A 26,742-nucleotide genomic window follows, 5' to 3' on the forward strand; every position below is an offset into this window, starting at 1 on the left:
GACATCAGAGGCAGCACAATGCGCCGCCTGGCTGCGTGAGTGGCTCGCGTGATCCGCATTGATGAAGCGTGGCTGGCGGTCGATCCGCTGGACATGCGCGCCGGCTTCGATACGGCACTGGCGCGTGTCGTCAAGGTATTTGGTGCTGCGCATCCGCACCATGCTTACCTGTTCGCCAACCGGCGGGCCAACCGCCTGAAGGTGCTGGTCCACGACGGTATCGGCATCTGGTTGGCGTCGCGACGGCTGAACGAAGGGCAGTTTGTGTGGCCTCACTCTGGTAGCGAACCGAAGCATCATGCGCTCACGCAGGAACAACTCGCAGGTCTTGTGGTCGGCTTGCCGTGGCAGCGTATCGGCCCGAACGGTGTGATCCGCGTCGTATGAGGCCAGCAGGGACGTAAACTGTTGCGCTTCCACGGTGTCTGGGGTTCTGGCAGACTGGCCTGCATGAACCTGCCCGCCGATCTCAACGCCCTCAGCCCGGAACAGTTGCGCACGCTTGCAGAGCAGCTGATTGCCCAGGTCCAGGAGAGAGAGCGGGAGCTTCAGGACAAGACCCGGGAGGTCGATGAGAAGGAACGGGAACTGCATTACCGGCAGACCCGTATCGACCAGCTGACTCATGAGATCTCGATCCTGAAGCGCCAGCAGTTCGGCCGGCGCAGCGAACAGCTGGGCAGCGAGCAGATGAACCTGCTGGATGAAGCGATCGACGCGGATCTGGTCGCCATCGAACTGGAACTCGAGCAGCTTAAGCCGGACACCCCCACCGCCCCGTCGCGCCAGCAGCCTAAACGCACAGGGCTGCCAGCACAGCTGCCGCGCACAGAGATCCATCACGAGCCCGATAGCAAGATGTGCCAGTGTGGCTGCGAGCGTGTACGGATTGGCGAGGACATCAGCGAGAAGCTGGATTACACGCCAGGCGTCTTCACGGTTGAGCGGCATATCCGTGGGAAGTGGGTGTGCAAGAACTGCGAAACGCTGATTCAGGCGCCGGTGCCCGCACACGTCATTGACAAGGGCATCCCCACCACGGGACTGCTGGCGTCGGTGCTGATCAACAAATACGCGGATCACTTACCCCTGTATCGTCAAGAACAGATCTTTGCGCGCGCGGGTCTCGCGATACCGCGCTCGACACTGGGCGCCTGGGTCGGCATGTGCGGCGTGCAGCTGCAACCGCTGGTCGACGCGCTCCATCAGGAAATCCTGCAACAGGGTGTACTGCACGCAGACGAGACGCCGGTGCAGATGCTCAGTCCCGGCTCGGGCAAGACGCACAGGGCCTACCTCTGGGCGTATACACCGGCGCAGTTCAGCACACTGCGCGGCGTGGTCTATGACTTCGCCAACAGTCGTGCGGGCGAACACGCCCGCACCTTCCTTGCCGGCTGGCAGGGCAAGCTGGTTTGCGACGATTACAGCGGGTACAAGGCGGGATTCCAGCAAGGCATCACTGAAATTGGCTGTGCGGCGCACGCGAGGCGCAAGTTCTTCGATCTGCACGCCAATCACAGCAGCCAGATCGCCGGGCAGGCTCTGCCTTACTTCGCAAGGCTTTACGAAATCGAACGCGACGCGGCCGTGCTGGATGCCGAAGCACGCCGAAGGCGACGTCAGAGTCTGGCCAAACCGGTGTGCGACGCCTTTTACGAATGGATGGCGGCGCAGCGCAAGCTGGTTTCGGAGGGCTCGGCGATTGCGAAAGCGCTGGATTACAGCCTCAAAAGATGGGAGGCGCTCACGCGCTATCTCGACGATGGGCACGTGCCCATTGATAACAACTGGGTCGAAAACCAGATACGTCCATGGGCCATCGGCAGAGGCAACTGGCTGTTCGCCGGCTCGCTGCGAGCAGGTCAACGCGCCGCCGCAATCATGAGCCTGATACGCTCGGCACAACTCAACGGGCACGATCCGCACGCCTATCTGAATGACATCCTCACGCGGTTGCCGACCCACAGAGCGAGTGAAGTCGCGACGCTGCTGCCGCATCGCTGGCAACCGACTGCGATCGTCGGCTAGCTCCACCCGTCAAGACGGGTTTGCCGAGCGCTTACGGTCGCTCGGCCTCCGGAACCGATTTAGGATCTCGATCGATATAGAGCAGATAGCGCAGGCGCCACGCGCGGTATAGTACTTGTCGCCTTTTAGGCTCTCCATCAAGCAGAGTTACCAGTGCAAGTTGAAGGTGAAGCGTAATAGGCAACAGGTGCCTTTGGAAGTTCTGCACTGCGTCAACCGAAGGGTTGCATCGGTCGCTGACAAATTGAACGCTAACTTCTTGTTTCAGATATCGCACTTAGGGCGTTCTCCGCCGGCTACCGGCTACACCGACGGTGCGAACATCCGCTCGCCACTGCACCAGATCATGCGCAGACAGACCGCCCTGGCGACCGCAACCGTTTAACGCTTCGTCGACCCAACTGTGGCTCTTACGCTTTGCAATTGATCGGTCTAATCAGCGAGGCGACCTTAATCGGCGCTCGTCAGGCACACGGTGCAACATCCGAGGACTCTGTGCTTTGGACGCTGTTGCGCTGGCAAAGGGGCGACCGTGACGCGGTAGATGAGCGCTCGTTATGGCAACCGTGAGCCCCGCCACAAGCTTGTTGCCGACGAACGCGCCGAGTTGCAGGCAGTCGCGGGCTTGCCCAAATTCGGTAATCTGCCACCACGCCAGATCGTGCCGCGACTGGCAAACCAGTAACACTATATCGCCACGAACCGAGTTCTAGCGGCTACTGATAGCCGAGGAGCAACTCGCCCATCGGTGCAGCGAACTGTCAATCCATGCGCACAGCAAAGCGCGTTGGTTTGCGCCACGCATGGCTATCCGCTCAAGCGGTTCGATGACCCTGTTTGCCGCGCGAAGTTGGGTGCATCGGTGCGCCGGCACAGCAATGACATCGTCACAACGCGATCCGGCTTGCGCCTTCGGCGCGCCGTCATGCCAGCTTTGACCACGACATGCGGCATCGACGCGCGGCGGTGCATGGGTGTGTCGGCACCCTATCCGCTCCGATGGACAGCGTTTACGCGCTGCAGTTGCGCGTAAGTGCTGTCCATCCGAACCAGGATCGAAACAACAGTGCGGCAAGCACTCCGCAGCGGGATGACAAGGGGCGAAAGGCCCGCCGTCGTTGGAACGGCGTGCCCGCGGCAATAGGTTGTGAACAGTACGATATCAGTGCCTCCCCCTCGTGGCTTCAGACGGCTCCGCCTCCGATTTGCCTAGTTCCGGCAACAACACATCAAGTGGAATTTTGTCCGCCAAGACACGGTTTCCCGCGTCGCCGGGGTGCAAGTGGTCCCCCGAGTCAAACGCAGCGTTCAATCGTGACGGGTCCTCCCTGTCCCTTGCAAAAAGGTCAAAATCGAGCACAGCGTCAAAAGCTCCGCTCTTGCGTATCCATGAGTTCAGGCTCTGGCGCATGGCGTCCTTATCGGCGTTGAAATAGTTGTCCAATGGTGTACCGCGCAGCGCGTCGCGAAATGGCATCAAAGTCACTCCGACAATGCGGACGCCCCGGCGGTGAGCCTGCGCGATGAGCTGACGGAACCCGTTCTCTAGCGAGCCCAGCGACGCCTGCTGTCCGTTGGGATCGAAGGCCGTGCCTGGCCAGCTGATATCGTTGATACCTAGCAGTACGATGGCTGTACGAACGCCAGGTCGGTCGAGCACATCGCTCTCAAAGCGGGCGAGCGCATTGACACCCATCTTGTCGGATAGCAGCCGAGCCCCTGAGATGCCCGCGTTGATGACAGCGACGCCATGCGGTTCAAGTCTGGCCGCCAAGAAGTCCGGCCAGCGAGAATCGGCATCAACAGACGCGCCGTTACCGTCGGTAAGTGAGTCGCCGATCACGGCCACCGCCTCTCGTGCCGGACCGTCGGATTGCACTTCAACGCCCGTCAGCAGCGTGCGGGTGGTGATGGTCTCGGTTGAGGTTTTACGTGCGTCGATGGTAGGCGCGGTGGTCTGATCGCCACCAGCGATCCAGGCTGTTTGCCGGCCATCCCAGTGAAACGTCGTCGTTGGCGTGCTGGCTGGCAAGAAAACGCTGACCGTCACATGCTGTAAGGCTTGAACTGGAAGGTCAATCGGGTCGCTCAGGAGCGGAGCACCAGCGGGGATCGTCGCTGAAGTTTGCCCGCCAAAGGTAACTGTTCGCAGCGATTGCTTCTGGATCGCCGACCCGCGGCAGCTTAACGCCACCGATGCGCGTCCGACGACCAGCGGATGCTGACCATAGGCATTCGAGAACACCAGTCGCAAGCGAGCGCCTCCAAGACTGACACGCGCTACCTGTCTAACAGTCTGATTCCGCAAAACAGCGGGAATGTTCGTCGAGAAGGGAAAATCGGCGCCCCACGTTGGTTGAGGGCTGGCGGCCCAGCTTGCCACCCAGTTCCCTGGAGCAGACAGCTGCACTGTCTCCGATCCAGCAGCAGATGTGGCGATGGCGAGTGAAGTCACCAGCAGGGTTGATGTCAGACGCGATAACCGATTCGTGTGTCCGATAGCATCTGAGGAGATAGCAAAAGAAGACATATTCGTAACGTCGATTGGTTTGTCGATGATTGCTATATTCTGGATCCAAGGCGGCAGTTAGACTAGACTGACTCGACTACAAACAACTGTGAGCTGAACTCATTATGGCCAGACTGGAAGTCAACCGCTCAGGCGAACTAGAGGTATTCGTCCGAGCGGTCGAGTCAGGCGGTTTCACGGCGGCCGCTCGTGACTTCGGGATGACGCCTTCAGCAGTCAGCAAGCTGGTTGCGCGGCTCGAACAGCGTCTTGGCACTCGGCTGATCAACCGATCGACACGCAAGCTTCAGCTGACACCTGAAGGGTGTGCGTTCTACGAGCGCGGCATCCGTATCTTGGCCGACCTCGATGAGGCAGAGCGTTCCGCAGGCATCCACGGCACACCGCGAGGTCGCCTCCGGGTCAACGCAAATGTGCCGTTCGGCCATCATTTCCTGCTGCCGCTGGCTTCCGAGTTTCTCGCACGTTATCCCGATGTGGCGCTCGACATCGTGCTCACCGACCAGGTGGTAGATCTGCTGGAACAACGTACCGATATCGCCGTGCGAGCTGGTCCGCTCAAGGCCTCAACGCTGGTGGCCCGCAAACTGGGCGAGACTCGCATGATGATCGTGGGGGCACCCGCTTACTTCGCGCGCCACGGATGCCCACTCACGCCGAAAGCGTTAGGGCAACACAACCTGCTGGGTGCCAACTACGTCCGCGCCCAGCAAGGCTGGCCGCTGCAGGAGGGCGATGTTCATATGACCGCCACCGTCACAGGCAACGCACAGGCCAGCAACGGTGAAGCATTACGCGACCTAGCATTAGCGGGGCTGGGTCTTACCCGGCTCGCCGCATTCCAGGTGCGGGAAGACATAGTGGCTGGCCGCCTGGTTGCCGTGCTCGAAGACTTCAATCCCGGCGACAGAGAGGAAATCCACGCGGTTTTCGTCGGACACGGCGACTATCTGCCTTTACGTGTTCGCGCGTTTCTCGATTTTCTTGTCGAGCGCGTGATGCTTGTGTGAATGTGTGAACGGGCGGCAAACATCCTCACCTTCATGAACGGGCGCAGTCTGATCAAACAACTGGCACCGCTGGCAATCGTGTGTGCACGCTGGCGCCGCGGCTCACTATCCGCCGCATTTCTTGCATCGGTGGGCGGACCACGGAGGCCTGGAACGGCCCAGATTTTGGCGTCCCCCCGCTAAGCCGTGGCGGCTACGTCTGTGCGGGCAGCGTCGCACACTGGACGTTATGCTTCGGTTTACCGCACAGCTAGGGCAGGGTGAGGTGCTCGGCCAGATACGAGTAGACAGTCGAGACTTTCGGGATATACCTGGACTCGGGGTGCCTGAGTAACCACAGTTGGGTGTCGCACTCGTCCACCGGGTCGGACAACTGGATCAGGTCAGTACGCTCATGTGCGAGGAATAGAGGGATCAGTCCCACACCGAGTCCCGCGGCAATCGCCTCGGTGACGGACACGATGCTGTTCACCTTGTATCGAGGCGTGATGCTCGGGTGGTGCCGCTTCCTCCATAGCACGGACGGATGCCCCGGGAGATCATCGTCCGGCGCGATCCAGGTAAATCTGGCCAGATCTGCCGTACTGAGCGTCGGGATGTAATCCCCGCCGGACCCGAACAGGGCCACCCGTATGCGTCCGAGGCACTTGCCAATCAGGTGATCCGGTGGCTGCATTGTGGCGCGCACTGCGATATCTGTATCACCGTTGCTGAGGCTCACCTTCTGGTTGCTGGTATCTAGCACAAACTGCAACAGCGGCTGGCGCGTCGCCAATCCGTTCAGCACAGGCAGAATCAGCCGTTGCAGAATCGTATCGGTCGAGTTGATCTTGACCGTCCCGGTGATCAACCCATCCCGCCGCGGCAGTGTGACGGCATGAACGTTCTCGAGCACCGACTCGATCTGTTCGGCATGTTTCACAAGGTTCAACGCAAGCTCGCTGGGTAGTGAGCCAGCGCGGGAGCGTTCAAACAGACGCTCGCCCAAGCCCTCCTCGAGCCTGCGGACCATCCGGAACACAGTAGAACTGTCGACCCCCAGGCGTTTCGCCGCCTCGGCCATGGTGCCGGCCCTGACCAGCGTCAGCACAACTTCCAGGTCCGAGGGCGCTAACTTGAATTGCATTTTTGCAAGTACCGGTTGCATAGATGTCTATTTACGAGGCCTACGTGCAAATGCAATCGTATGGCAGACCCGTAATCTCGATCATATATCGAGGCGACGGAACGGTCATCGATCTTTCAAAGCGGATACACGAATGTCACTGGTACTGGTCAGTCACCATCTTTGCCCATACGTCCAGCGCGTAGCTATCGTGCTCACCGAGAAAGGCGTGCCGTTCGAACGACGCGACATTGATCTATCAGAAAAGCCAGCTTGGTTCGCGGCTATCTCCCCGCTGGGCAAGACCCCTTTGCTCCTGATAGACGATCAGCCGATCTTCGAATCGGCGGTGATTTGTGAGTACCTCGACGATGTCTTCCCTCCCCGCTTGCATCCCGCAGCTCCGCTCGAACGTGCGCGACACAGGGGATGGATGGAATTCGGATCGTCGATGCTCAATACCATCGCGAAATTCTACGGCGCATCTAATCGTGCCGCCTTGGACCAACAGTGCCTCGAGCTCATGTCGAAATTCCGGTTGGTAGAGGCGGAACTCGGAGCTCCTCCGTTCTTCGCGGGCACGAATTTCGGTATGGTGGACGCAACGTTCGGCCCCGTCTTCCGCTATTTCGATGCATTCGCGCGTGTCGCCGATTTCGGCATATTCGACGCCACCCCCAAGGTCAATGCGTGGCGCCACGCCCTTGCCGCGCGCGATTCCGTCGCTAACGCGGTCGCGGCTGACTATCCGGATCGGCTTGATGATTTTTTACGCACGCGACGTTCTGAGATATCCAGAATGATGGAACTGGGAGATTCGAAACGCCAAGTGCTCGCCTGATGCTGACCACATTGCATCGCATTGGCGACAGCGCTGTGTAGCGCGCTCGACAGTGACGCGGTCAATCGCAACGTCTATCGCCAGTACGACACCCGGCGCAAGCGACCTTCCTCACCGTTTGGCAAATGCGCTCTACCAGCGAAGTCCCGTCCACCGACTTGCTCTCAAAAAGTACCAGCCAGGTTGCGTCTTTTGATTTCATGATTGGCCTTATGTATTCGAGATGATTGGCATGATCTGTCAGGCCAGTTTGGCATAGCATCCTGAAAACAATCATAGGGACATGCAATGACATCAGCCGAACTGGTTCAACGTAATCGTGCAGCGCTTGATCGCTTCCTTGCAGCATGGGCGACGCGCGATCCCGACGCTGTGCTGGACAGCGTGCATCAGGATTTCGTGTACTCAGCATCGGTCGGGCCGGAGCCTGGGTCCACTTGGCGCACGCGCGAGGCGATCCGTGAAGGTCTGAAGGCCATGTTTGCATATGACGAGGGTTGTGAGACGGAGATCAGTGACATCCAGATTCACGAAGAAGTCGGTTTCCAAACCTGGGTGTATCGGTTCAAGCACAAAGACGGCTCTCACCACACCTCGTATGGATGTGATCTGCTTCGATTCAAGGACGGAAAACTGATCGAAAAAAATGCCTTCCGCAAGGTCCTGACACCTCCCTTGAGTGACACCGAAACCACGGGATCAGAATCCAGCTCGATAGAAGTCTAGGCCGCAGTCATCGATCAACAATTTCCCTAATGTCGAACAGTGACCGTCAATGGTCGATCGCTTCTCGGCTCAACACAATGCCGTTTGACGACTCCAAGCAATTTCAAGATGGTCGTGAGCGTGCTGGCGCAATGCTGGACATGACGACGGGCGCGTTCATGCACCCGGATGCTGGAGAGCAACATGGAACAGGCAAGTCTGCAGTGCATGCGTGAGGACGCGAATCTGACTGTGCGTCAGCAGAGCGGGCATCTGCTGAAGGTGGCGGTACATTTCTCGGTTGCGCCCGGCGCGACGCTATCATGGCGGGCCCAAGCGGACAGTGTCCTCATGGCTAAGGGCACAGGACTTTGGCTGACGCGCATCAGTTCGCCCTACGATCACTGGCTTGCGCCAGGACAAACGTTCCGACTGAAACGCGGCGAACTGATATGGCTCAGCACGGCCGGCGAGCGTGTGGCGCGTGCGTCGCTGACTTATGCGCTGCCCGCGAGGGCCGGCTTCATTAGGCGCTGGCTGACACGGCTCACGCTCTTAGGCCTCGGACCGCCAACGCCGCGTTGAGAAGCTTCGCCAACAACGGGCCGAGTAGGAACAATGTTTCATTGAACCGCATATTGCTGCGTCGTCTGCGCCAACCTTGACTCTGCTCGCTTAGGGCGGTACCAGGATTGTCAGAAACGCGTGTTCTCTGATTGCCCGAATTCTGCGTCTGGGATGCAACTGTCACGAAGGAATGGTCACTGCGCGACGCGGCGCAGTGACCATCCGATCGCGGAAAATGCAAAAAAGTGAATCGAGCGAGATTCAAACAATGAACGTATTCGTGTTATCAAGCATCCAAGAGGAGCCCCACGCATGAGTGCGACGTCTTCCGCGGGGACTCTGACCGCTCTGCAAGGCGCGGCGTTATACGTCGGTGCGGTGCTGGGCACTGGAGTAATCGCATTGCCTGCGTTGGCGGCCGCCACAGCGGGTCCCGCATCTTTGCTGGCATGGCTCGCGCTCGTACTTCTATCAGTGCCGCTCGCGGCGACCTTTGCCGCACTCGGCGCGCGCTATCCAGACGCCGGCGGCGTCTCCACCTATGTACGCAAAGCATTCGGACCACACGCCGCAGCCGTCGTTGGCTGGTGTTTTTACTTTGCTGTGCCGGTGGGATCTCCGGCGACCGCGATGTTCGGCGGTGCCTACGTGGCGTCGGCGCTCGGCGGCGGCCAGTCGACAGTGCTTATCACCGCAGCGGCCCTGATCGTCATCGTGACACTGACCAATCTGTGCGGCATAAGCTTGTCAGGACGCTTGCAACTGTTGCTGGCCGCGCTACTCGTCGTCCTGCTGTTGGCGGCCGTCACTGCGTCGATACCGCACGCGCGGCTCGCCAATCTACACCCCTTCGCGCCGCACGGCTGGCTCGCGATCACCAGGGCCGCGGCGCTACTGGTGTGGAGCTTCGCCGGTTGGGAAGCGATCAGCCACCTCGCCAGCGAATTCCGCCGCCCCGCGCGCGATCTGCCAATCGCGGCGGGCATCGCAGTAGCGGTGGTTAGCGTGCTGTATATGTCGATCGCTACTTCGAGCGTGATGGTGCTTGGGCCAGCCGGCAGTACGTCTAACGCTCCGCTTGCGGAATTGCTGGCGTCAGGGCTGGGCGACAAGGTTCGGCTTCTTACTGCGGCCGCGGCGCTGCTTCTGACGCTCGGTACGATGAATGCGTATTTCGCAAGTGCGGCCAAACTCGGCGCTGCCCTCGGCCGCGATGGTGCGCTTCCCGCGTGGATATCCGCTGGGAGCCGTGTCGGCGATGTGCCGCGGCGCAGTCTTTGCGTAGTCGCGGGACTAACAGTGCTGGCGCTAGGCGGGGCAGCTTGGACGGAAATCGGCCCGCGGCCCCTCGTGCTGCTGACGACGGGCTCGTTCGTTGCTGTCTACGCAGTCGGCACCGCGGCCGCTTTGAGACTGCTGCCCCGCGGCAGCTGGCCGCATCGCTCCGCGTGTATCGCGCTTGTTGCAGTCGTAGGGCTGTTCATGGCGACCGGCTGGTATCTGCTTTGGCCGCTGCTGATGACTGTAGGCGCGTTGACATACTTGCGGTGGCGCTCTACGGGAGTAGAGGCTAGCAGTCCGTAATCGATGGCGCATTTGGATTCTCACTCGCCAAGTGGCACGATAGTCGCGAGCGTCATACAACGCGAAGTCGCGCCTAGAAAATATTCAAGTTGTCGCCGCAACGTTTAGATTTCAGACGGCCTTTCACTCTTGGTTATCGCGCTGCGGAGTGCCTGCCAGGCGGTCGGCTCGATCCAAGTTCAGATGCACAATACTTACGCGCTGTGAGTAGCGCGTGCGACCTTTGCATCGAAGCGGATTGCGTTGCCGAGCGCTGTCGTAGAGCGCCAAGCATCGACCCAGAATGTCTCGGCCGAGGTTCCCATGACGTTGCGCCGGTGTCGAACCGGATCACCCCGTGACGATGCTCTTCGTTCTGCCAGCGCGCCGGTGCGCTCAACCAGGTGCGCGCGGTGAACAGAGTGTCGAATGCCTTGAGCGAATAAGCAGGCCAGCACTTATGTCTTGAACCGCGGCTGCAATCGGGGTTACGTGGTGCTTATGATTACAGCGGTTCCGCTAAGCATGGCGGCATGCCACAGATCCGCCTAGCGGCGAGCTCTGCCAACATTTATCATTCCCGGAGCGAGGAAAACTCTGGGTGCTGTGGGCTCAGGTCACCGAGCTCGTGAGAATGCACGGCGGTTGAATCACTCACCGCCGACCAGAGCTCCGGACGTGCGTCGCTCAAGCCGTGCTGCAACGTTCCAACGACCCTTGGAACCTTTCCTAATGCAACTCTCGCACATAACACGGATATTCGCTTTTCTGAGCGCGTGCGCGCCCCAAATCAATCGTAGCCACAGCGAGTGCGGCATGCGCCGATGTCTCTCCAGTCACCACGCCGTCTAATGCCATGGCAAATCCAGTGCCTCCAAACTCTTGCCCGAAGTGACCTAGGCCTTGGCGATTGGAGCTGACGAAGTGGGCGCCCGAAACTATAGCTGCCAACGACCCTGCGGCTTTCCAGCTGTGAATAGACGCCCCGCTAGCTCTCGGGCACACAAGCAGGTCTGCCCCCGCCCGCCCGTAGCCGCGAGCGTGTTCATTGAAGAACAATTCAGTACATAAAAGCACTCCGACTCTCACGTCGCCGACCGATACGATTTCGAAGCCCTCTCTTCCGCGGTCAAACCAGCTTTCCTCGAAGAAACCCGGCTCCTGCGGGAAGAACTGTTTGTGGTGAATGAACCGGTAGCAGTCATGTTCCAGAACGAACGCCTCGTTCGCCAACCTCCCAGCGAACGCGACGGGTCTCGATGAAATGATTGAGGCAACCTGGAGCGTTCGCAACGCTGCTAGTGCTTTCTCATGCAAATCGACCCATCGTAGAGCAGCATCTTCGTCGTACTCAGCACGTTCAGGGAGCCATTTGCCGAACGGCATTTCGTTGGTTACGAGAATATCCGCCCTTGCAGCATCAACGTTCCGTCGAATCCCTTCCCAGAGTCTTCCTTCTGTCGCAAGGCCGTCCGGCCACTGTACATATGCAATTTTTACCTGTTCCATATTTCCTCACGTAGTACAGGTCCAGCTTGACGTCTCAAATTCACTCCGACCAGCAATTCTCCGTACAACCAATTCGATCGAGCCACATTATCAAAACGCCTTATCGCAACAATTCCGGTCTTGATGCGCGTCTAGAGGGCAAGATGGCAGCAAGTCTCGACGGGAGATCACACTCACCTAGTGGCCCAGTTCGGCCAAGTTGCGCGCGAACGCGGACCGAAGCGGCGGGAGTTGGCCAAAGAAGCTGATAAGCGAGTTGCGCACCGACCTGCCAGCAGCGGACCTTACTGTCGCAATCCGCGTCATCCGATCAGTCGTCGCGACGACGTCCTTGGCGACGGCGTGCCGACTGCGCGCCCATTCGTCCAGACCCGCTTCGCCTCCGCCTCGCAAAACCGCGTCCAATGCGCGGGCGAGTGAAACTGCGTCCTGGATGCCCGTATTCATGCCCTGCCCGCCCGCGGGGCTGTGCACGTGTGCGGCGTCACCGCAGAGCAGTACTCGGCCCTTGCGCAGCGAGCGGGCGACTCTGTGCTGAACGCGAAAGCGAGATGTCCAAATCGCTTGCGCGATGCGCCCGCAGTGGCTCGGACCCCGGCGGTGCAGTAATGCTTCGAAAAACTCTACCGACGGATCCGACAACGCATCATCCACCGTTGCGACGATGCGATAGCGGTTGTCAGGCAGCGGTGCGACCACGACGAGCCCTTCCGGCGCGAAGAACAGCGATACCTCCTCGTTGTCGAACGGCCACTCCATACGGACGTCGGCGAGAACAAAGCTTTGCGCATAGGCGCCACCCTCAAAGGGAATATCAGTTTGTTGTCGAACGACGCTGCTCGCTCCGTCGCATCCGACAAGCCACGCCGTTTCCATTCGCTCCACGCGCCCGCCGGTGCTGATGCTGAGCTCGGCAGCGTCTGCGCTCGCTGAAATGCCTAAGACTTCAGCGGGACGCTTGACAGCACCGCCCATTGCTTGCAGTCGTTCCAGCAGGTGTCGCTCCATCTGGTTTTGCGGGCACATCAACGTAAAGTTGTAGCGGCTGTCGATCTTCTGAAAATCAATCTCGGCAAGAACGTTGTCACGGTCGAGGATGCGAAAGATCGGAACCTTGATGCCGTCTGACAGCAGTGCCGGGACAACGCCGAGCGGTTCGAGAGCCTCTAGCGTACGGGCCTGCACTACGGCTGCCCGGGACGTGTTGGCGCCTTCGGCCTGCCGATCGAAGACTGTCGGGCTATGCCCCAGACGGCGAAGCTCTGCGGCCAGTGCGAGGCCGCTTGGCCCCGCGCCGACAATGACGATATCTTGTGTGCAAGACATGAGACAAAACCCCTTTTAAGATGGTGCGGCCGGTGCCCATAGTCATGGGATACGGCGCCCCCTACTTCACTGAGCGTGTCAGAAACGATGCACCGCGTAGCACGCTCTGACGTTGTGGTCCTCGCTTGCCAGCACCCCCGCATTGGTGGCTCTGCCACCCAAGGAGAACGTGGGTGCCGCAACACGTCCAATGAATTTGCACAATATTCGCGGTTGCCAGACGTCCGGCACCAATCCAGGGCTGGCTCGTGTTGAAGGCGATCCGCTTTGCTGCAAATCGCGGAGGGCGGCACGGCATCCCATTCAATTGGGTGGCTTTTCGCCAGTCAACGATCAGCGCTCGCCGGTCGCCGTCGTAACGCTTATGCGAAGCAGCGGGTCACATCAAATGGTTTTCGGCCATTAGCATGTGGAAGCACGCGCGGGCGAGCCTGTGGGCCAGGGCCTTGCGTGCGATCACCGAATTCGTGGTGGCTCTCTTGCGCTCATACAACTGCCTGGGCTTCAGTGCTAAAGTGCATCGCGAAGTTGGCTGCTTCGATGAATGCCCGGCACAGGTATGGATTTCCGTTCCAGGTATTGCCATCGCTTCTTTTCTTGCCGTTGTTCATGCGCTGGCTGTCCGCGCACCGCGCATAGGAGGCGAAGTTGCCGTCACTGGCGGGTGCGCTCGGCTACTGCACTCGGTCAGTGCAATCGAAATCGGCTGCTCAGGCAGTCGAGGGTGCTGTTCGCTCACTTGACACCGGGCCCGCTGATGGGCGTCAACGAACTGATGGCATCAGGGCATCGCCTCTCACAACAACGTTATGCTCGCTACATGATCATTAGGGCCGTGCAGACCATCTTCGAAGCGCCAGAAGTGAGCTCGTGGCGCGTACCGCAAACAACTTACTCCCCTAGATAAGCCGCCCGCACCTTCGGATCATCCAGCATCTGCTTTGCGTCGCCCGACATCGTGACGAGACCCGAGTCCATCACATAGCCGCGGTTCGCCGCCTGCAACGCGAGACGCGCGTTCTGCTCGACGAGCAGCACGGTCATGCCTTCACCGGAAATCGCGCGCACCACTTCGAAGATCTTCTCGACCATGATCGGCGACAAACCCATCGACGGCTCATCGAACAGCAACAGCTTGGGACGCGAGATGATCGCGCGCGCCATGGCCAGCATCTGCTGTTCGCCGCCCGAGAGCGTGCCCGCGTATTGCGTGGCGCGCTCCTTCAGACGCGGGAAAAAGCCGAACATGCGATCGACGTCGGCCTTGATGCCGTCGTTGTCGGTGCGCAGATAAGCGCCCATCTGCATGTTCTCGATAATCGACATGCGCGCGAAGATGCCGCGGCCTTCCGGCACCATCGCGAGACCACGCTTCAGAAGCTCATGCGGCGGCACGCCCTTGATCGACTGACCCATGTACTCGATGTCGCCTGCGGCATACGGCTTGAGCCCTGTGATCGCCTTCATCGTCGTGGTCTTGCCCGCGCCGTTCGCGCCGATCAGCGTGACCAGCTCGCCCTGCGCGACCTCGAGGTCAATGCCCTTCACTGCCTGGATGCCGCCGTAATTGACCTGCAGGCCCTTGATTTTCAACATTGCTTGCGTCGTGGACATCAGTGGACTCCTGCACCCAGATAAGCTTCGATCACCTTCGGATCCTTCTGCACGTCTTGCGGCAGTCCTTGCGCAATCACCTTGCCGTAGTCGAGCACCGTCATCTGGTTGCACAGACCCATCACGAGCTTCACGTCGTGTTCGATCAGCAGGATCGTCTTGCCGTCGGCGCGGATCTTGTCGAGCAGTCGCGTGAGTTCGACTTTTTCCGTTGCGTTCATGCCGGCAGCGGGTTCGTCGAGCGCGAGCAGCTTCGGATCGGTTGCAAGTGCACGCGCAATTTCGAGGCGGCGCTGGTGGCCGTACGACAGGTTGCGCGACGTGTAGTCCGCGTACTGCGCGATGCCGACGTACTCGAGCAGTTCGATCGCGCGTTCCTTGATCTCACGCTCTTCCTTGCGCTCGGCCGGCGTCTGGAACACCGCGCCCAGCAAGCCGTGTTTCGTGCGCACGTGCCGGCCGACCATCACGTTTTCCAGAGCGGTCATGCCGCCAAAGAGACGGATGTTCTGGAACGTACGGGCAATGCCTGCCTTCGCCACCTGATACACCGCTGTCGGCGTGTAGTTCTGGCCGTCGAGCTTGAAGTCGCCCGAATCAGGCGTGTACAGGCCCGTAATCACGTTGAAGAAGGTTGTCTTGCCGGCGCCGTTCGGGCCGATCAGACCGTAAATCTGGCCGGCCTTGATTTCGAGGCCGACGTCGGACAGTGCCTGCAAACCGCCGAAGCGCTTGTTGACGCCCTTTACCGACAGTCGAATGTTATCGCTCATGTTTTTTCTCCCTGTCCGTCAGGCGCGCACCGGCTTCTTGCCGGCACGCTTCGACAGTTTCGCAATCTTGTCTTCGTGCTTCGGCGACGGCCACAAGCCTTCTGAGCGATACAGCATGATCAGCACCATCGCGAGTGCGTAGACCAGCTGGCGGATCACTTCCGTGTCGACGATTTCATGGCCGAACAGCATGTGCTGCAGCGGACCCATCGTCGAGCGCAGGAACTCCGGCAGCACGGCGAGCAGCACCGCGCCGAGAATCACGCCAGGAATGTGGCCCATGCCGCCCAGCACCACGCAGGCCAGCACGACGATCGACTCCGGCAGCGTGAACGATTCCGGCGACACGAAGCCCTGGAACGCGCCGAACATCGCGCCCGACAGGCCGCCGAACGACGCGCCCATCGCAAACGCGAGCAGTTTCACGTTACGCGTGTTGATGCCCATCGCCTTGGCGGCGATTTCGTCTTCGCGGATCGCGGCCCATGCACGGCCGATACGCGAGTGCTGTAAACGCGTACAGACCCAGATCACGAGCAGCGCGGCAAGCACGAACAGGTAGTAGTACGAGTACACCGACGGGAACTGGAAGCCGAACAGCGAGTGCGTCTGCGCGAGACTGAAGTCGCCCAGGTGCACCGAATCGATCCCGGTAATGCCTTTCGGGCCGTTGGTGATGTTCACCGGACGGTCGAGGTTGTTCAGGAAGATCCGGACGATTTCCCCGAAGCCCAACGTCACGATGGCGAGATAGTCGCCTCGCAGACGCAGCGTCGGTGCCCCGAGTATCACGCCGAAAAACGCCGCCACCGCCATCGCGCACGGCACGATGATGAGGAACGGCACGTGCAGTCCGTTCGGTGCGAGATGCGCGATCCACTCGAACTGCGAGGTCAGATGCGGCGAGGACAGCAGCGCTGCGGTATAGGCGCCAACCGCGTAGAAGGCGATATAACCCAGGTCGAGCAGGCCGGCAAAGCCGACCACGACATTGAGACCGAGTGCAAGCATCACGTACAGCATCGCGAAGTCGAGCACGCGAACCCAGTAGTTGCCGCCGGCGGTGCCGATGATCATCGGCGCAGCGATCACGAAGAACGCGGTGATGATGCCGACGGTCAGCGTCTTCGCCAGGTTCTTCTCGGGAATGAGCGTCGTGGACGGCTCGATCGGTTGAATTGAGGTCATTTGATTTACTCCTTGGCCTGGATCAAGCGCGATCCGCAACGCGTTCGCCGAGCAGACCCGACGGACGGAACACCAGCACGATGATCAGCACGATGAACGCAAACACGTCCTGATAGTTACTGCCGAACACGCCACCGGTCAGGTTGCCGATATAGCCGGCGCCCAACTGTTCGATCAGCCCCAGAATCACGCCGCCGACCATCGCACCGCCGAGATTGCCGATACCGCCGAGCACCGCCGCGGTAAAGGCCTTCAGGCCAGGGATGAAGCCCATGTAGAAGTGCGCGTTGCCGTATTCGGATGCGATCATCACGCCGGCGAGCGCAGCAAGCGCCGAGCCGATCATGAAGGTGGCCGAGATCACGAAGTTCGGATTCACGCCCATCAGCGAGGCGACGCCCGGGTTCTCGGCGATCGCGCGCATCGCGCGGCCGAGCTTGGTCTTGTGCACGAGCAGCAGCAGGCCTGCCATGACGAGGAACGCGACAACGATGATCACGATTTCAGTCATCGAGATCACGGCGCCAGGCGTCGTGTCGGTGGCCTTGATCACGTTCAACGGATCGGTGGGCAGAAGCTGCGGGAAAGGCAGCGGGTTGCGCGACCAGATCATCATGGCGAGCGTTTGCAGCAGGATCGACACGCCGATCGCGGTGATAAGCGGAGCGAGACGCGGCGCCTTGCGCAGCGGCCGGTAAGCCACGCGCTCGATCGTGTAGCCCACCACCGCGCAAACCACGGCGGCGATTGCCAGCGCGATGCACAGAGTCGGCACATTGCCGAGGCCAGGGAAGTGGTTTTGCAGCACGCCTATGGCGGAGAGCGCGACCATCGCGCCCACCATCAACACATCGCCGTGAGCGAAGTTGATGATGCCAAGAATGCCGTAAACCATCGTATAGCCCAGTGCGATGATGGCATAAACGCTGCCCAGCACCAGTCCGTTTAGGATCTGCTGAACCAGAGTATCCATGTCTTCTCCATTCGGCACCTTAAATGTGCGCGCATTAATACGGATTCAGTTACACCGAACTTTTTTACGCCGCTGCTGTTGGGACGGTCTTGCCGGTCGGAGACGGCCGGCAAGGGGGAACCTATAAATAAAACCGGCCATCGATTGCCTCTCCCGTCTCGAAGACGGCGGAACTCTTTGTCCGTCATCTCGTACAGCGGCGCATTGTTGATCATTGCAGCCCGCTCATATTCCCGACCGTCATTCCCGTCATGGGCTTGCCCACTCAATTCTTCGCCGGTGGGTCAATAATCCGCATCGCCGAATCACGTCATTGAATCTAACGAAACTGCCGAAATCGTTTGGCGGCCTGAAACAATTTAGCGCTCCGGTCCGCGCCAGTACACGCCCAGTGTTCGCCTCTCGAGCAGAACAGTTGCACGATTGGACCCAAAACAACCTCCAAGCGGTTATCGTCCCGGCCCGGAATGCGCAATGACACTATCGCCGCTAAGCCAATCCGCCATGCCGGCAATCAAACCGTCGCCCTCAACTAACACAACGGTATTTTGAAGGGGTAGCGCTTGCGCGTGCCTGGAAAGCGCGAACCAGCAACGCTCTGCTTTGCATGGTCCGCTCTTCGGTGACAATTGGAGCCTCAGCGTATGCGTCACTGGATCAACCAGACCGTGGACTCAACGCTCATCAGCATTCGCCGCTTCGGTTGCGAAGAACTGGTGTGGCGGAAGACTCTGACAGTGCAGGCCGCAACTTGCTCGCAACGTAAGCAACCGCCGCGCCATGACTCCCCGACGCGGTGATCAGACTCGCTTTTTCGGCTTCCGCATGTTCAGAACGGTATTGAAAGCCCCAGCGGCCTGAAGGACCCGGCGAGTTGAGTTTCCCGGACGAGCTAAAAGTAAAGATCCAAGGCGCTTGATTCCAGTTCCGAAGTAGGCGCCCTATGAATGTTGGGCCCGATCGTGCATAGAACACCGCAATGTCTTGGCGAAGATGCTCATTGATTTGCGTTGGCGCACAGTTGCACACTTGCGACGTCAAAGCAGCGTCGGAACAGACACATAGTCAAAAGTTATGTTCTGCAATAATCCTTTCGCTATCGTTATATCCGCTCGAAATCCTGATCAGTTCTTCGATGGACGTAATCTTTTCTCTCACCTTGCCGCTTGTTGATCCCCGGCATTTCTCGTATTGATCGATTGTTTTCCATGCTTCCCAGCTAACCGCTGAAACACCCCGGGTTGCTAGCGACGCTATGAACTGTTGACGGATTTCGCCCGAAACAATCCGCGTCGATAACCCATTGAGCACGTGCATGACCGTTTCGCTGCTATCGACGCGATTTGTTCCAATGATGCCTGTCGGTCCTCGTTTTATCCAGCCGGTCACATAGAGCCCGCGCACGGGGTTTCCTTCCAGACCATACACTTGTCCCTCGCGATGCGGAATGGTTCCGGTGTCGCTGTCAAACGGTACGCCTGAAATTTCCACCCCTCGATACCCGACGCAGCGAATAAGCAGGTCACAGGGAATCTCGACGGTAGAAGATGTCGGAACCGCACGCTGTGCAAACGGCGCCCCTCGCAGTGCGTTAACCTTGCATTCCAGCGCCCTGATGTGCTGATTGCCGCGTGCACGCGTCGGTGTTCTGAGGAAATCAAACGACAGGGTTTTTCCCTCGACGTTCGAAAGTCGTCCATTAGACACGGCTTCGGAGAGCAATTTGTAGGTCTTTCCTTGGGGACTAGTCGGATCGAGTATCTCTAGGTTGCTCTCAGCATTGAGCGTCAACGCACTCGGATCCGTCGATATGGAACAGCCATCGATCGCTGCCAGCTCGCGCAGTTCAGCAGGAGTAATCTTCATCTGGGCGGGACCACGCCGACCTACAATGTGGATAGACTCGACTTTGCTCCGTGATAATTGCTCGAGTGCGTGACTCGCGATGTCCGTCATTCTCAGTCGTTCGATTGGAGAGAGAAGTATGCGGGCAACATCACATGCGACGTTGCCTTGTCCGACAATTGCTACGGACCGAGTGTTCGTGAGATCGATTTCCAGATCGGCACAGTCTGGATGGCCGTTGTACCAATTCACAAACTGGGTAGCATGCAAAATACCTTTCAGTTCTTCTCCCGCAATTCCGAGATCAGCGCCGTTGCTTGCACCAGTAGCAACAATCACTGCTGAATACGCATCGAGTAGCTCGTCGACAAGAACGTCCCTGCCGATTTGGACGTTTCCAAAGAACGCAAATCGGGACGACGAAGCTATCTTCTCGAATACCTGCGTGACTAGCTTAATTTTTTGATGGTCCGGCGCAACCCCGAAGCGAGCCAAGCCGAACGGAACAGGCAACCGCTCATACATGTCGACATGCACGGATGGATGGCTACACAGCAACTTTTCCGCGGCAAAGAATCCACTTGGTCCACTACCTACGATGGCGACGTGCGGAATCATATTATTCGACTCCGTAACCTAGCATCGTCCGCCTGTTCTCCGCGTTCGGCAAAGGGACGAGTTTTTCGGTAATTGGCGGACAGCTTTCCGAGTTTTTAGCGTTGATCTGGATCCAGTCCTGTTTGTCTTCCGGCAAATCAAACTCGTCGAAGATTGCGTGGACCGGACACTTGGGAATGCACGCGGCGCAATCAATACAGACGTTTGGATCGATATAAACCATATCATCACCTTGCCGGAATGCCGCGACCGGACACACCGTCACACATTCGGTAAATCTGCACTCTGTGCAGTTGTCGGTAACAACGATTGTCATATATTGGTCTCCTCGTCGCGATGCGACATTCTTTTGACCTGAACTAAAGTGTCGTGAAAAGAAGCGCCACCGCCCCAGTCGCTCAGGGTGTCGTTAGTCAATTCATTGGCGACACCTGAATTTTGCGGTCCGCGCGCCGGCCACGCGAATGGCATGGTCACGAGTCCAGGCCCCACCTTTTCGCTCAGTTTCGCGATCACCTCGACTTTTCCACGATCGTTGAACACCAGTACTTGGTCCCCGTTGGAGATACCTCTTGCCTTCGCATCCTCTGTGGAGATTTCAAGCACACAGGGCCCTTCCGATCGACGGTGTCGCTCCATATTGGAGTAGCAGCTGTTCAGGAAATGCATCGACTTTGTCGTGACCAGTGTCAGCGGATAGCGAGCATATAAGACAGGATCCCCAGCGGGACTTTCGATCGGTGCAGTGAACGCCGGAAGAGGATCAAATCCTTGTTCGGCTAGCGACGGGGACAGAAATTCGAGTTTTCCTGAGGCCGTCGCGAAACCTCCCGTAGCGAATGGCAGCCAGCCATCAGGCATACCGACTCGTCGCCACCCGTCTTGCGACAATGTCTCGAATGTGACATCGGCCATCCACGGATGGTCTACATCCAAAGCATCGCGTACGAGTTCCTCGTCCGTTGCAAAGAGCGCGGGCTCCGTCAAATTCATTGCCTTGGCAAGTCGTCGGAAAAATTCGGTGTTTGACACGCATTCGCCAAGAGGCTTGATAGCCGGACGGTTCAAGGCAATATTTAAGAATCCCCATGATGGAACGAGGTCTAACTGCTCAATCTCCGTTGCGGCTGGAAATACATAGTCGGCGTATTTGCACGTATCGGTGACGAATTGATCTAAGACGACCGTCAGAAGATCTTCTCGTTCTAGTCCAACTCTTACTTGAGACGCGTTAGGTACTGTAACGGCGGGGTTGCAGTTATAAACCAGAAGCGCGTCGACGCCCGGTTCTAAAGTGGTTGATGTCAGTACATCTCCCAGTTTGGCCATGTTCAGTGTGCGACTCTGCTGACGGCCCAGATCAGGCCGAAGGAGTTTGTCGAAATTGAGCATCTCCCCGAGGTAAGAGAAGGTCGACCGTGTCAACCCACCGCCACGCAACCTCCATGCGCCCGTCAGGGCCGGAAGACAAGCGATGTTGCGAAACATCATCGCCCCGTTCTCATGGTGCTCGAGCCCGATCATGAGCCGAATGCAGGCCGGCTGCGTCGTGGCGTATGCGCGTGCAAAGAGTTCGATCTCGTCGACCGACAGCCCGGTGATGGTCGCAACGCGTTCTGGTGGAAAATCAGCAAGTCGCTCTTGCAACTGCTCGAACCCTACCGTGTACGCTTCGATGTAGGCGCGGTCGTGGAGGCCTTCGCGCACAATGACATGCATCATGCCCAAGGCCAATGCTCCGTCGGTCCCCGGCAATGGGCGGATATGCCAGTCGGCCGCGTCCGCAGTCCGTGTCTTGATGGGGTCGATCACAACAATTTTTGCACCGGCTGACTTTGCATCTCTGATAGTCGGCCACAGATGCAAATTGTTCGCCATCGTGTTAGTGCCCCACAGTACGATGAATTTGCTGTATCTAAGGTCGAGTGGGTCGATACCTTTCGCGTCACCTTGGGTCGCGGACAAGCCTGCGCTTGCGGTATCTCCACAAAGTGATCGTACCAACCCACTGGTCCCAACATACGATGCGAATCTACGATCGAGTGAAGAATACTGCAACAGCCCCTGCGACCCCGCAAAACTATAGGGCAGAACTGCTTCCGGACCCTTCGCGGCAATCACGCGTTGAAGTCGCGCCGCAACTTCGCTCAAGGCCTGTTCCCAACTGATCCTTTCGAAGCGGCCATGACCTTTGGGGCCTACACGCTTGAGCGGATAGAGCACCCGGTCTGCGTGGTAGACACGCTCCAGAAAATGGCTCACCTTTGCGCAGAGTCCACCCCTCGTGATCGGATGATCTGGGGCGCCGCGCAAAGCAGTGGCTCGTTCGTTCGTGACAGTTACATCCCAGACACATGAATCCGGGCAATCATGAGAGCACACACCTCTGACAGTCCGCGTATCAACCGGAACGATTGGAATCGCGGCCGTGCCTTGCTCTTTCTGGTTCGTGGCTACCATTTCAACCTCATTGAACGTTCCGGACGGTTTCCTTACGATTGCTGTCAAGAGCGGTACCGACATTCAAGCAGATGACCTTAGGCTCGGTCATCTCCAGCATTGCGCTAGACACCCCTTCGCGACCAACTCCCGATTGCTTCATTCCGCCAAACGGCATGGTGTCGACCCGAAAGTCGGTCGATCCATTGACAATCACCGTTCCAGTCTGAAGGTGGCGCGTCGCGTGAAACGCAGCACCGATATTTCCGGTGAAGATGGCGCTCTGGAGGCCGTAGTTCGTGTCATTCGCGACATCGATCGCTTCGTCTAGAGTCCCAACGCGCTGAAGCACCGTGACGGGGCCATAGATTTCTTCCTTGCAAAGGAAATCTTGCCGTCCCACTGCCTCTAAAACAGTCGGTTGCAGAAAGCTCCCCGAAACGTCGCCGCCACAAAGCAGTCTCCCGCCTGATCGAACTGCCTCTGTGACCCGACTGGCTACACGACTCGCGGCCGCCTGGTCGATCAGAGGTCCCATATCTGTACGGTCATCCATCTTCTTGCCTACCCGAAGAGACTTTGCGCCATCCACAAACCGCTCTCGTACCTCCTCATATACATCGTGTTGGACGATCAGACGCTGCACGTGGAGGCAATTTTGGCCTGCGGCCCAGAATGCGCCGGAGACGCAATCGGGGATAGCAGCTTCGAGGTCGGCGTCGGAGAGGATAATCGTGGCCGCATTGCTTCCAAGTTCCATCGAGAGCTTTTTCAACCCAGCAGCTCGCGCAATGTCTCTCCCGGTCGCTACTCCCCCCGTAAAACTTAGCAAACGCACCCTTGCATCCGCGGCAATTGCGGGGACCAAGTCTCTTCCGGGCCCAGTAATCACTTGAAGAATCCCACCGGGCAGCCCCGCTTCCTGAAAGTATCTTGCCAACCTTAGGGCGCTAAGTGGAGTGGATGAGTGTGGTTTGAGGATGACCGAGTTTCCCGTTGCAATAGCCGGACCTAGCTTATGAGCAACGAGGTTTAGCGGGTCATTGAATGGCGTGACAGCGAAAACTACGCCGACGGGATCTCGGACGCAATAGCCAACCCTTCCCTCGCCGTGAGTTTGATGATCGAACGATAAGCTCTCGCCCCCAAGTCTCCTCACTTCCTCTGAACAAAAAGAAAGGGTATCAGCGGCCCGCGCCACCTCTCGCCTTGCCTCCCGGATCGTCTTGACTCCTTCGGTAGCGATCAATTGTGCGAATGATTCAGCGTCCCTTCTCAACATGTGTGCCACGCCTTTCAGGATGGACGACCGCTGCCACCCTGAAAGGCGGCGACTGGCGACCGCACCTCGACCTGCAGCGCATTCCAGTGCGACTTCGATGTCGTCACCGGACGCGACAGGCACCGTATCGATAAGCGACGAGTCCTCTGGATTTCGAACTTCAATTACCGCGCCCCGGCTGACCCACGAGTCGGCCAAAAACATTTTCATCTTGCGATCTCCATTTAAATCGGTAGCACCATTTCCTCCGGATGCAGGCGAAGCTCAATAAGTTCCATCTTTCAACGCCGCGGACAGATATGCGATCGGGGAGGGTTCGGCGCAGAGCATTTTGTCGACCCATGCATCCCGTTCTGACGTAATAACGATCTGTTCCCACACACAACTATCGTACGGCTTATCTACGGGCTGGAAGGTGCCGCGACTGTTGTCGAGAGCAGATAGCAACTGGCAGCGGATATCGTGATGCACCCACCAGCTGAACAGCAACCAAGTGGCATCCTTTCCTTGATGGACAATTAGAAATCCCAAGCGATGATGATTGCCTGTCGACTCAACGTCGCCAATGCTGTGCTCAACACATCGGCGTGCCGCAGACCAAGTTTCCTCCGTGATGCCCGATTCACGTAGCGAGATTCCGTAAACCTTCACGTCAAGGGGACGAATGCTCCATACGCCCCTGAACTCAAAATGGCGCGGTTGATAGGCGACTGCTGCTGGCACATCTACCGTCGAGGATCGCGGGCTTTCACCTCCTGTGTTGCTAAGGGGGGGCGTCAGGACCTTGCGGAAGGCATTCTTTTCGATCAGTTTTCCATCCTTGAATCGAAGCAGATCACATCCATACGAGGTGTGGTGAGAGCCGTCTTCGTGCTTGAACCGATACACCCAGGTTTGGAAACCGACTTCTTCGTGAATCTGGATGTCACTGATCTCCGTCTCACAACCCTCGTCATATGCAAACATGGCCTTCAGGCCTTCACGGATCGCCTCGCGCGTGCGCCATGTGGACCCCGGCTCCGGCCCGACCGATGCTGAGTAAACGAAATCCTGATGCACGCTGTCCAGCACAGCGTCGGGGTCGCGTGTCGCCCACGCTGCAAGGAAGCGATCAAGCGCTGCACGATTACGTTGAACCAGTTCGGCTGATGTCATGGCATGTCCCTATAAATGTTTTCAGGATGCTATGCCAAACTGGCCTCACAGATGATGCCAATCATCTCGAATACATAAGGCCAATCATGAAATCAAAAGACGCAACCTGGCTAGTACTGTTTGAGAGCAAGTCGGTGGACGGGACTTCGTTGGTAGAGCGCGTTTGCCAAACGGTGAGGAAGGCCGTCAGCGCCGGGCATCTTCGGCGGGGCGACCGGTTACCGGCGAGCCGCGTTTTGGCGATAGATCTTGAGGTGTCCCGCATCACTGTCGAAGCTGCATACGGCCGGCTCGAGGCGGAAGGCTACGTCGTAAGAAAGGTTGGTAGCGGCACATTTGTCGCTATTAATGCGGCGCCCTTGGCGCAGCGCCACCTGGCGTCAATGACGACAGCGGTCGGATTGTCGGCGCGCGGGAGCGCGCTCGTCGCAACCGGCGGCTGTGTTGACTCACGGGTGGCCCGTGCTTTCACCGCTGGGTTTCCGGATCCACGCGCCTTTCCAATCGACGTCTGGCGACGACTCATAGCGAAGGCTATGCGTGGCGATCCTGCGGAGCTCTTCTCCTACGGCGATCCGCTGGGCTTACCCTCATTGCGCGAAGCGATATCCGCCTATCTTTTTCAGTCACGTGGTGTTAGGTGCAGCCCGGACCGCATCATGGTGACGACCAGCTCTCAGCAGGCGCTCTCACTGATCGCCAATTTACTTGTTGATCCCGGAGACAATGTATGGGTAGAGGATCCCTGCTATCCTGGCGCCCGCACCGCATTCCTGGGCGCGGGCTCTTCACTTCGCGGCATCCCCGTTGATAGCGACGGCATGCTACTGCCATCGATCACTTCCGTTCCGAGGGTCATTTATCTGACGCCGTCAAACCAGTACCCAACTGGTGCAACGCTGTCGTTGGAACGTCGTCTTCAACTCCTCAGGCAACCTGAACTAAAAGCTAGCTGGATCGTTGAGGATGACTATGACAGTGAATTTCAGTATCAGGCGAAAGCTGTACCCGCGCTGCAGGGCTTGGACCAACATGGGCGTGTGATCTACGTTGGCACCTTTACTAAGGCCCTCTTCCCTTCTCTTCGCCTCGGTTATATGGTGTTGCCTCCCTCGCTCGTGGAGGCCTTTGTCACTGCACGAACGACGCTGGACGGCCATCCAGCATACCTATCGCAAGCTGTAACAGCCCAGTTCCTTTCCCAAGGCCATTTTTCGGCGCACGTTCGGCAGATGCGTCGACTCTATAAAAGTCGGCACGACTGTCTGATCGAGGAACTTGGCCGGTTCGCGCCTCGACTGGAGCGCAGTTCCTCCGCCGGCGCTGGCCTCCAGTCAACAGTGTTTGTTGAAGGCTTGTCTGATATGGAGTTCGCGCGTAAGGCACCTCAGGCGGGCATTGAGCTTCGCTGTCTCTCGCCACTGTATCTTAATAGTGCGAAGCGACAGGGGTGGATATTAGGATTTGCCGCGCTAGAGAATGAGACTATTCGTTCCAGTCTTAGACGCCTGGGAAAGATGCTGCGCTAGCCGGGAAGCGGGGCGCTCTTGCTATCAGCAACGATCGCCCCGTCTGGTGGCGCGTATCGCCGCCGGCTCACACTGTCCTGAACGATCGCCTCTGCCTGTCCAAGCTCGACAACGGTGGCGCGCGACGAAATCCCCCCTG

General features: G+C 58.5%; 22 protein-coding genes. 8 read left to right on the top strand and 14 right to left on the bottom strand.

Going from position 1 to position 26,742, the window contains the following annotated elements:
• Positions 1–48 precede the first annotated feature (48 nt).
• Together tnpB and tnpC are read left to right on the top strand one after the other, a co-directional pair.
• Positions 49–387, top strand: a complete 339-nt coding sequence (tnpB, locus tag BCA01S_RS28900; protein ID WP_027779895.1) for an IS66 family insertion sequence element accessory protein TnpB — start codon at positions 49–51, stop codon at positions 385–387.
• A gap of 63 nt (positions 388–450) precedes the next feature.
• The gene (gene tnpC, locus BCA01S_RS28905; RefSeq protein WP_027779896.1) at positions 451–2,031 is read left to right on the top strand and encodes an IS66 family transposase; all 1,581 of its coding nucleotides are present in this window, start codon (positions 451–453) and stop codon (positions 2,029–2,031) included.
• 1,162 nt (positions 2,032–3,193) lie between these two features.
• On the opposite strand, the gene BCA01S_RS28925 is transcribed toward tnpC, so the two are convergent.
• On the bottom strand, positions 3,194–4,276 hold the full coding sequence (locus BCA01S_RS28925) for an SGNH/GDSL hydrolase family protein (RefSeq protein ID WP_244146125.1): 1,083 nt from the start codon (positions 4,274–4,276) through the stop codon (positions 3,194–3,196).
• 389 nt (positions 4,277–4,665) lie between these two features.
• Between BCA01S_RS28925 and BCA01S_RS28930 the strand changes: the two genes are divergently transcribed.
• Complete coding sequence (locus BCA01S_RS28930) at positions 4,666–5,571, top strand: LysR family transcriptional regulator (protein WP_027779899.1); 906 nt, start codon at positions 4,666–4,668, stop codon at positions 5,569–5,571.
• Positions 5,572–5,821: 250 nt separating this feature from the next.
• Here BCA01S_RS28930 and BCA01S_RS28935 read toward each other — a convergent pair whose 3' ends face one another.
• Positions 5,822–6,697 carry a LysR family transcriptional regulator gene (locus BCA01S_RS28935; protein ID WP_208459235.1) on the bottom strand — a complete coding sequence of 292 codons (876 nt, stop codon included), beginning with the start codon at positions 6,695–6,697 and terminating at the stop codon, positions 5,822–5,824.
• A 133-nt stretch (positions 6,698–6,830) separates the two neighbouring features.
• Between BCA01S_RS28935 and BCA01S_RS28940 the strand changes: the two genes are divergently transcribed.
• The 4 genes from BCA01S_RS28940 (at position 6,831) to BCA01S_RS28955 (ending at position 10,373) form a co-directional block, all read left to right on the top strand.
• Complete coding sequence (locus tag BCA01S_RS28940; protein WP_027779901.1) at positions 6,831–7,517, top strand: glutathione S-transferase family protein; 687 nt, start codon at positions 6,831–6,833, stop codon at positions 7,515–7,517.
• A 288-nt stretch (positions 7,518–7,805) separates the two neighbouring features.
• Positions 7,806–8,243, top strand: coding sequence for a nuclear transport factor 2 family protein (locus BCA01S_RS28945; RefSeq protein WP_027779902.1), 438 nt, complete (start codon positions 7,806–7,808; stop codon positions 8,241–8,243).
• 183 nt (positions 8,244–8,426) lie between these two features.
• Positions 8,427–8,807: a DUF2917 domain-containing protein gene (locus BCA01S_RS28950; protein WP_027779903.1), complete on the top strand. Its 381-nt coding sequence runs from the start codon at positions 8,427–8,429 to the stop codon at positions 8,805–8,807.
• Between the two features lie 294 nt (positions 8,808–9,101).
• Positions 9,102–10,373: an APC family permease gene (locus tag BCA01S_RS28955; RefSeq protein ID WP_027779904.1), complete on the top strand. Its 1,272-nt coding sequence runs from the start codon at positions 9,102–9,104 to the stop codon at positions 10,371–10,373.
• A 708-nt stretch (positions 10,374–11,081) separates the two neighbouring features.
• Here BCA01S_RS28955 and BCA01S_RS28960 read toward each other — a convergent pair.
• From BCA01S_RS28960 to BCA01S_RS36585, 12 genes are all read right to left on the bottom strand, one after another.
• Positions 11,082–11,861: a carbon-nitrogen hydrolase family protein gene (locus BCA01S_RS28960; RefSeq protein ID WP_027779905.1), complete on the bottom strand. Its 780-nt coding sequence runs from the start codon at positions 11,859–11,861 to the stop codon at positions 11,082–11,084.
• 177 nt (positions 11,862–12,038) lie between these two features.
• Positions 12,039–13,187 carry an FAD-dependent oxidoreductase gene (locus tag BCA01S_RS28965; protein ID WP_027779906.1) on the bottom strand — a complete coding sequence of 383 codons (1,149 nt, stop codon included), beginning with the start codon at positions 13,185–13,187 and terminating at the stop codon, positions 12,039–12,041.
• 485 nt (positions 13,188–13,672) lie between these two features.
• Entirely contained in the window at positions 13,673–13,798 is a 126-nt protein-coding gene (locus tag BCA01S_RS38150) for a hypothetical protein (RefSeq protein ID WP_156955098.1), read from the bottom strand.
• 280 nt (positions 13,799–14,078) lie between these two features.
• A complete protein-coding gene (locus tag BCA01S_RS28970; protein ID WP_027779907.1) occupies positions 14,079–14,783 on the bottom strand; it encodes an ABC transporter ATP-binding protein in 705 nt (234 codons plus the stop codon).
• A gap of 17 nt (positions 14,784–14,800) precedes the next feature.
• Entirely contained in the window at positions 14,801–15,574 is a 774-nt protein-coding gene (locus BCA01S_RS28975; protein WP_013340264.1) for an ABC transporter ATP-binding protein, read from the bottom strand.
• Positions 15,575–15,592: 18 nt separating this feature from the next.
• Positions 15,593–16,762: an ABC transporter permease subunit gene (locus tag BCA01S_RS28980; protein WP_027779908.1), complete on the bottom strand. Its 1,170-nt coding sequence runs from the start codon at positions 16,760–16,762 to the stop codon at positions 15,593–15,595.
• A 22-nt stretch (positions 16,763–16,784) separates the two neighbouring features.
• Positions 16,785–17,735, bottom strand: a complete 951-nt coding sequence (locus tag BCA01S_RS28985; protein WP_027779909.1) for a branched-chain amino acid ABC transporter permease — start codon at positions 17,733–17,735, stop codon at positions 16,785–16,787.
• 1,065 nt (positions 17,736–18,800) lie between these two features.
• Entirely contained in the window at positions 18,801–20,198 is a 1,398-nt protein-coding gene (locus tag BCA01S_RS35450; RefSeq protein ID WP_042319759.1) for an FAD-dependent oxidoreductase, read from the bottom strand.
• Between the two features lies 1 nt (position 20,199).
• Positions 20,200–20,514 (bottom strand): ferredoxin family protein, encoded by a 315-nt coding sequence (locus BCA01S_RS28995; RefSeq protein ID WP_027779910.1) that lies wholly within the window; start codon positions 20,512–20,514, stop codon positions 20,200–20,202.
• Positions 20,511–22,721: a molybdopterin-containing oxidoreductase family protein gene (locus BCA01S_RS29000; protein WP_084166984.1), complete on the bottom strand. Its 2,211-nt coding sequence runs from the start codon at positions 22,719–22,721 to the stop codon at positions 20,511–20,513. The genes BCA01S_RS28995 and BCA01S_RS29000 overlap by 4 nt, the downstream gene beginning before the upstream one ends.
• The gene (locus tag BCA01S_RS35455; protein WP_042319762.1) at positions 22,666–24,129 is read right to left on the bottom strand and encodes an aldehyde dehydrogenase family protein; all 1,464 of its coding nucleotides are present in this window, start codon (positions 24,127–24,129) and stop codon (positions 22,666–22,668) included. Before BCA01S_RS35455 ends, BCA01S_RS29000 begins: the two co-directional genes overlap by 56 nt.
• Positions 24,130–24,183: 54 nt before the next feature.
• Complete coding sequence (locus BCA01S_RS36585) at positions 24,184–25,074, bottom strand: nuclear transport factor 2 family protein (protein WP_052369520.1); 891 nt, start codon at positions 25,072–25,074, stop codon at positions 24,184–24,186.
• 86 nt (positions 25,075–25,160) lie between these two features.
• On the opposite strand from BCA01S_RS36585, the gene pdxR reads away from it, so the two are divergent.
• On the top strand, positions 25,161–26,603 hold the full coding sequence (pdxR, locus tag BCA01S_RS29015) for a MocR-like pyridoxine biosynthesis transcription factor PdxR (protein ID WP_042319788.1): 1,443 nt from the start codon (positions 25,161–25,163) through the stop codon (positions 26,601–26,603).
• Positions 26,604–26,742: the final 139 nt, after the last annotated feature.

The organism is Paraburkholderia caledonica NBRC 102488, assembly GCF_000685095.1.
GTDB classification, from domain to species: Bacteria; Pseudomonadota; Gammaproteobacteria; order Burkholderiales; family Burkholderiaceae; genus Paraburkholderia; species Paraburkholderia caledonica.

Bases quoted from the DNA above. Each gene is read 5' to 3' on its own strand.
- tnpC (WP_027779896.1), top strand. From the start codon at position 451: ATGAACCTGCCCGCCGATCTCAACGCCCTCAGCCCGGAACAGTTGCGC.
- BCA01S_RS28930 (WP_027779899.1), top strand. From the start codon at position 4,666: ATGGCCAGACTGGAAGTCAACCGCTCAGGCGAACTAGAGGTATTCGTC.
- BCA01S_RS28935 (WP_208459235.1), bottom strand. From the start codon at position 6,697: ATGCAATTCAAGTTAGCGCCCTCGGACCTGGAAGTTGTGCTGACGCTG.
- BCA01S_RS28940 (WP_027779901.1), top strand. From the start codon at position 6,831: ATGTCACTGGTACTGGTCAGTCACCATCTTTGCCCATACGTCCAGCGC.
- BCA01S_RS28945 (WP_027779902.1), top strand. From the start codon at position 7,806: ATGACATCAGCCGAACTGGTTCAACGTAATCGTGCAGCGCTTGATCGC.
- BCA01S_RS28950 (WP_027779903.1), top strand. From the start codon at position 8,427: ATGGAACAGGCAAGTCTGCAGTGCATGCGTGAGGACGCGAATCTGACT.
- BCA01S_RS28955 (WP_027779904.1), top strand. From the start codon at position 9,102: ATGAGTGCGACGTCTTCCGCGGGGACTCTGACCGCTCTGCAAGGCGCG.
- BCA01S_RS28960 (WP_027779905.1), bottom strand. From the start codon at position 11,861: ATGGAACAGGTAAAAATTGCATATGTACAGTGGCCGGACGGCCTTGCG.
- BCA01S_RS28965 (WP_027779906.1), bottom strand. From the start codon at position 13,187: ATGTCTTGCACACAAGATATCGTCATTGTCGGCGCGGGGCCAAGCGGC.
- BCA01S_RS38150 (WP_156955098.1), bottom strand. From the start codon at position 13,798: ATGAACAACGGCAAGAAAAGAAGCGATGGCAATACCTGGAACGGAAAT.
- BCA01S_RS28970 (WP_027779907.1), bottom strand. From the start codon at position 14,783: ATGTTGAAAATCAAGGGCCTGCAGGTCAATTACGGCGGCATCCAGGCA.
- BCA01S_RS28975 (WP_013340264.1), bottom strand. From the start codon at position 15,574: ATGAGCGATAACATTCGACTGTCGGTAAAGGGCGTCAACAAGCGCTTC.
- BCA01S_RS28980 (WP_027779908.1), bottom strand. From the start codon at position 16,762: ATGACCTCAATTCAACCGATCGAGCCGTCCACGACGCTCATTCCCGAG.
- BCA01S_RS28985 (WP_027779909.1), bottom strand. From the start codon at position 17,735: ATGGATACTCTGGTTCAGCAGATCCTAAACGGACTGGTGCTGGGCAGC.
- BCA01S_RS35450 (WP_042319759.1), bottom strand. From the start codon at position 20,198: ATGATTCCGCACGTCGCCATCGTAGGTAGTGGACCAAGTGGATTCTTT.
- BCA01S_RS28995 (WP_027779910.1), bottom strand. From the start codon at position 20,514: ATGACAATCGTTGTTACCGACAACTGCACAGAGTGCAGATTTACCGAA.
- BCA01S_RS29000 (WP_084166984.1), bottom strand. From the start codon at position 22,721: ATGTCGGTACCGCTCTTGACAGCAATCGTAAGGAAACCGTCCGGAACG.
- BCA01S_RS35455 (WP_042319762.1), bottom strand. From the start codon at position 24,129: ATGAAAATGTTTTTGGCCGACTCGTGGGTCAGCCGGGGCGCGGTAATT.
- BCA01S_RS36585 (WP_052369520.1), bottom strand. From the start codon at position 25,074: ATGACATCAGCCGAACTGGTTCAACGTAATCGTGCAGCGCTTGATCGC.
- pdxR (WP_042319788.1), top strand. From the start codon at position 25,161: ATGAAATCAAAAGACGCAACCTGGCTAGTACTGTTTGAGAGCAAGTCG.